The sequence below is a fragment of the Marinobacter sp. UBA2498 genome, assembly GCF_002341575.1.
Classification (GTDB): domain Bacteria; phylum Pseudomonadota; class Gammaproteobacteria; order Pseudomonadales; family Oleiphilaceae; genus Marinobacter; species Marinobacter manganoxydans.
Window position 1 is genome coordinate 6,046 of record NZ_DDOI01000124.1, and the last position, 3,644, is coordinate 9,689.

At 55.8% G+C, this 3,644-nt stretch carries 5 protein-coding genes; 2 read left to right on the forward strand and 3 right to left on the reverse strand.

All coding sequences use genetic code 11. The features are described 5' to 3' along the window. On the reverse strand, positions 1-1,036 hold a 1,036-nt coding region (locus B2W52_RS17325), incomplete at its 3' end, for a cyclic di-GMP phosphodiesterase (RefSeq protein WP_286803799.1). 166 nt (positions 1,037-1,202) lie between these two features. Between B2W52_RS17325 and B2W52_RS17330 the strand changes: the two genes are divergently transcribed. Further along, positions 1,203-1,883, forward strand: coding sequence for a hypothetical protein (locus B2W52_RS17330; RefSeq protein WP_286803800.1), 681 nt, complete (start codon positions 1,203-1,205; stop codon positions 1,881-1,883). Here B2W52_RS17330 and B2W52_RS17335 read toward each other — a convergent pair. Then, complete coding sequence (locus B2W52_RS17335) at positions 1,880-2,602, reverse strand: sulfite exporter TauE/SafE family protein (RefSeq protein ID WP_286803808.1); 723 nt, start codon at positions 2,600-2,602, stop codon at positions 1,880-1,882. The genes B2W52_RS17330 and B2W52_RS17335 overlap by 4 nt on opposite strands. Before the next feature lie 109 nt (positions 2,603-2,711). Between B2W52_RS17335 and B2W52_RS17340 the strand changes: the two genes are divergently transcribed. Further along, the gene (locus tag B2W52_RS17340; RefSeq protein ID WP_081467563.1) at positions 2,712-3,170 is read left to right on the forward strand and encodes a YchJ family protein; all 459 of its coding nucleotides are present in this window, start codon (positions 2,712-2,714) and stop codon (positions 3,168-3,170) included. A gap of 7 nt (positions 3,171-3,177) precedes the next feature. On the opposite strand, the gene B2W52_RS17345 is transcribed toward B2W52_RS17340, so the two are convergent. Beyond that, positions 3,178-3,558 carry a rhodanese-like domain-containing protein gene (locus tag B2W52_RS17345; RefSeq protein ID WP_008177185.1) on the reverse strand — a complete coding sequence of 127 codons (381 nt, stop codon included), beginning with the start codon at positions 3,556-3,558 and terminating at the stop codon, positions 3,178-3,180. Positions 3,559-3,644: the final 86 nt, after the last annotated feature.

Below are 3,644 nucleotides of genomic sequence, written 5' to 3' on the forward strand. Positions count from 1 at the left end.
CGATGAGCTGGATAAACTCATCCGCAAGTTCGGCGTCAAACTGGGTACCCCGGTGTTTGTGGATGATATCCAGCGCCTGCATGGACGCCCTGCCTTTATCATAGACACGGTCACTGGTAATGGCGTCGTAGGTGTCGACAAGGCCCACGATCTTTGCAAAGTAGGGAATTTGATGTGCTTCGAGGCCTCTGGGGTAGCCTGAGCCATCCATCCTTTCATGATGACTGAACGCAACATCGACCGCGGTGTTGAGCGAATGGCTGGTGCCCATGGGAATCGTTCTGCCGTGAGTCGTGTGGTGCCTCATCAACTCAAACTCTTTCGGAGTCAGAGCGCCCGGTTTGTTCAGGATTTCGTCCGGGATTTTTGTTTTGCCAACATCGTGCAACAGACCGCAGAGCGCAAGGGTCTCGATTTCGCCCTGTAACAAACCGAGATGTTTTCCAAACGCTGCGCAAAGAATCGAGACGTTGATGCAGTGCTCGGCCGTATACGCGTCCTGATGCTTGATCTTGGTAAGTAGCATCAGTGCGTTCTCGTTTCTAAGCACGCTTTCAACGCATCCTTTGACGACTTTGCGCGCATTGTTGATGTCCAGGGTGCGACCGACCCGCAATCCTGACATGATCGCTTTGGCGGTCTCTTGCGCGTCCTCGAATCGGATCCTGGCCGTAGCCATCTCAGTGCCAGCGTCGACCTTATTGATGTAGGTGACTCGCTTACGAGGTACGGAAGGTTTTTGGGGTGCCGGTTCTGATGCTGATTTGCGCTTGAAAAGCCGGCGCAATCCTGATGGTTTCTGATTGCGGTTGGTTCCCTCATGAACGGTATTCGTTTTCTGAACCCGTCCCTCAATGAAAACAAACCCGCATTGAGCGCGTAGCGCCTCAATGTCTGACTGGTCTTTGATCACAAAGCCCTGAATCAGAAAATCGGTCTCCTCCCAAGGGCGGTCCAGCCGAACCACATGCATGCCGATCGCAAGTTCGGCGACGTCTAATTGGGTTTCGACAATTTCCTGATGGCTTTTATTCATGACTAGATCCTATCACCCGCTGCTGCCATTTTGACGGAAGAAGAACATAAAAGCGGAGGCTGAATTGCAAAATCTGGTCAAATAGTGTTCGCTTATCATGCGCGGGTCAAGCGCCTGAAGCACAGTCGACATTCGCTTTTCGATACTTGAACGGGAATCGTCCGTCATGTCGGATCACCGCTTTTTCCATCTCTGGTGGCTTGCACTCGCTGCGGCTCTTATCCCGCTGTTAACCATCCATATCACGTTTACAGTTTCAGTGCTGGAAGGGCATGTGGAGCTATGCAATCCCTACTGGGACAGCTGCACCAGCATCAGCCGGACTGGTCGTCACGGCACCTCTTACTTCATTTTCAAAGGTACCATGCTGCCGGCGGCTCTGTTGGGCATTCTGTTCTGGTGGCTTAACGGTCGGTGGCTGCGCCAGCTCGGCGTTCATTCCAGCGGTGTGGCCTGGGTCCCCTGGCTGGGCCTGGTGGCCAGCGTTTCGCTCGGCGCCTATACCCTGGCTCTGGGACACGCCGGGGACGGCTTCAACCTGATCCGCCGTATTGGCGTGGTTCTGTATTTCTCGCTCACGTTCATCTGTGAGCTGCTGGTCAGTTCCGGATTGCGCAGCCATCCGTTGTGGAAGAACACGGGCATGAGGCTGCTGAATCTTTGCCAGCTTATTCTGGCGGTAGGCATTCTTTCAGTCATCCTGAATGGCGTGGCGCCCGAGTTCTACAGCCGCAAGGACGATGCATTCGAGTGGATTCTGGCGTTCCTGATCAATGCTCACGCGCTCTGGCTGGCTTTGCTGTGGAAGAAAAACCGATTCCGCGTGCGCCTCTGGGCCGATTCCTAGAGTGAGATCAGCCCGCGAATCAGCGCCGCCATTCCGGCGATGGCAGCGATACCTAGAATCACCGGGCGAAGCCCCTCGAAGGGCATACGGTGGACCAGCTTGCCTGACAGCCAGAAGCCCAGGAATACTCCAGGAAAAGTAACGGCGAACAGGAAAAGCTCTCGGGTTCCCAGGTAGCCAGAGGCGAGCAGGCCTGACAGACTTAGCACGCTGGCAGCCAGGAAGAAGGCCGACATGTTAGCCCTGACCAACGGTCCCTTTTCATTCTGGTAAATCATCGCAATTGGCGGTCCACCTACGGCGGTAATAGTGCCCATATAGGTGGAAGCGGCTCCGGCCAGCACGCTGTTGCGTGCGTTGAGCGCCGGCTTGAGGCCGCCAACACTGAGCGCTACGCCGGCAAGGATGAGAATGCCGAAGGTCAGTTCGAAGCCTTTGGTCGAAATCACCAGCAACGTCAGTGCTGCCAGGACTGCCCCGGCAACGCCGCCACCGATGGCAAAACGCACTTCCCTGACCTGCAATGCGCCGCGATTGCGGATCAGCATGAATACAGTGAGCAGAGTGGCATTCAGGATCAGGGGACCGGGCACTAACACAGGGCTTATCAGGAATAGCAATGGCGCGGCCAGTGTGCCAATGCCATAGCCGGCCACGCCTTGCAGGCAAGCTCCGGCAAGAATGGCAAGGTTGGCCAGAAGAATCTGTAACAGCGACACATCTGTCAAAGGAAATCACCAAAAAGGTCAGGGGAGTAGGCCGGAGCAACGCCGGTTTGATATTGATACACTGCCGGATTACGAGCATAGCCGAAACGATCGAAGCCCGATGATTCTACAGACTGAAAATCGAAACTGCCCCTGCGGCAGCGGTAAATCCTACAGCGAATGCTGCCAGCCTCTCCATCAGGGCGAAGTAGCGTCTACTCCGGAAGCGCTGATGCGATCCCGGTACGCGGCCTTCGTTCTCAAGCTGCCGGATTATCTGCGGGCCACCTGGCACGAGAGTTCACGGCCAGAGACGCTTAGCCTGGAAGACTCACCAGACTGGACCTCCTTGCAAATCCTGGACACCAACCAGTCCGGCGATCGTGGCTCGGTGCTTTTTCGTGCGGTCTACCGTCTGGGCAAGGGCTGGGGGTTTCTCGAAGAAAACTCCGATTTTGTCCGGGAGCAGGGCCGTTGGTATTACCTTCGAGGTGATACCAGCGAGGGCCAGCTGAAGCCCGGTCGCAACGAACCCTGCCCCTGCGGGAGTGGCCGAAAGCACAAGGCCTGCTGCCTGTAAACGCCCGTTACTCGAAGGACGGCAGTTCGGGTTTGGCAACCGGTTTGTTGGCTTCCTGCCAGGCATCAAATCCTCCGGCGATGGACTGCACGTGCATGTAGCCCATTTCTTTCAGGGCTTTTGCACTGAGAGCCGCTCGCCCGGACGTTTTGCAGTAACACACAATGTTCATATCGCGGCTCTCGAACGCCGGATCATTGGTGAACTTGAACTCCAGTAAACCACGGGAGATGTTGACCGCGCCGGGTATGTGGCCGGCCCGGTACTCATCCGCATCACGCACATCGAGGAGTAAGTCAGCGTTCTTGATGGCGTCTTCCGCCTGATCAAGAGGTACTTCCTGAATCTCTTTCCTGGCGGCTTCAACCAGATCGTGGGCAGTTTTCATGGGTAAGCTCCTCATACTGATGGAATAAGGTTATACCTCAGGATAAGGGTTTGAGGCGCCGGGCGACACCCCGTACATGCATGACT

Bases quoted from the DNA above. Each gene is read 5' to 3' on its own strand.
- B2W52_RS17330 (WP_286803800.1), top strand. From the start codon at position 1,203: ATGTCGGATCACCGCTTTTTCCATCTCTGGTGGCTTGCACTCGCTGCG.
- B2W52_RS17340 (WP_081467563.1), top strand. From the start codon at position 2,712: ATGATTCTACAGACTGAAAATCGAAACTGCCCCTGCGGCAGCGGTAAA.
- B2W52_RS17345 (WP_008177185.1), bottom strand. From the start codon at position 3,558: ATGAAAACTGCCCACGATCTGGTTGAAGCCGCCAGGAAAGAGATTCAG.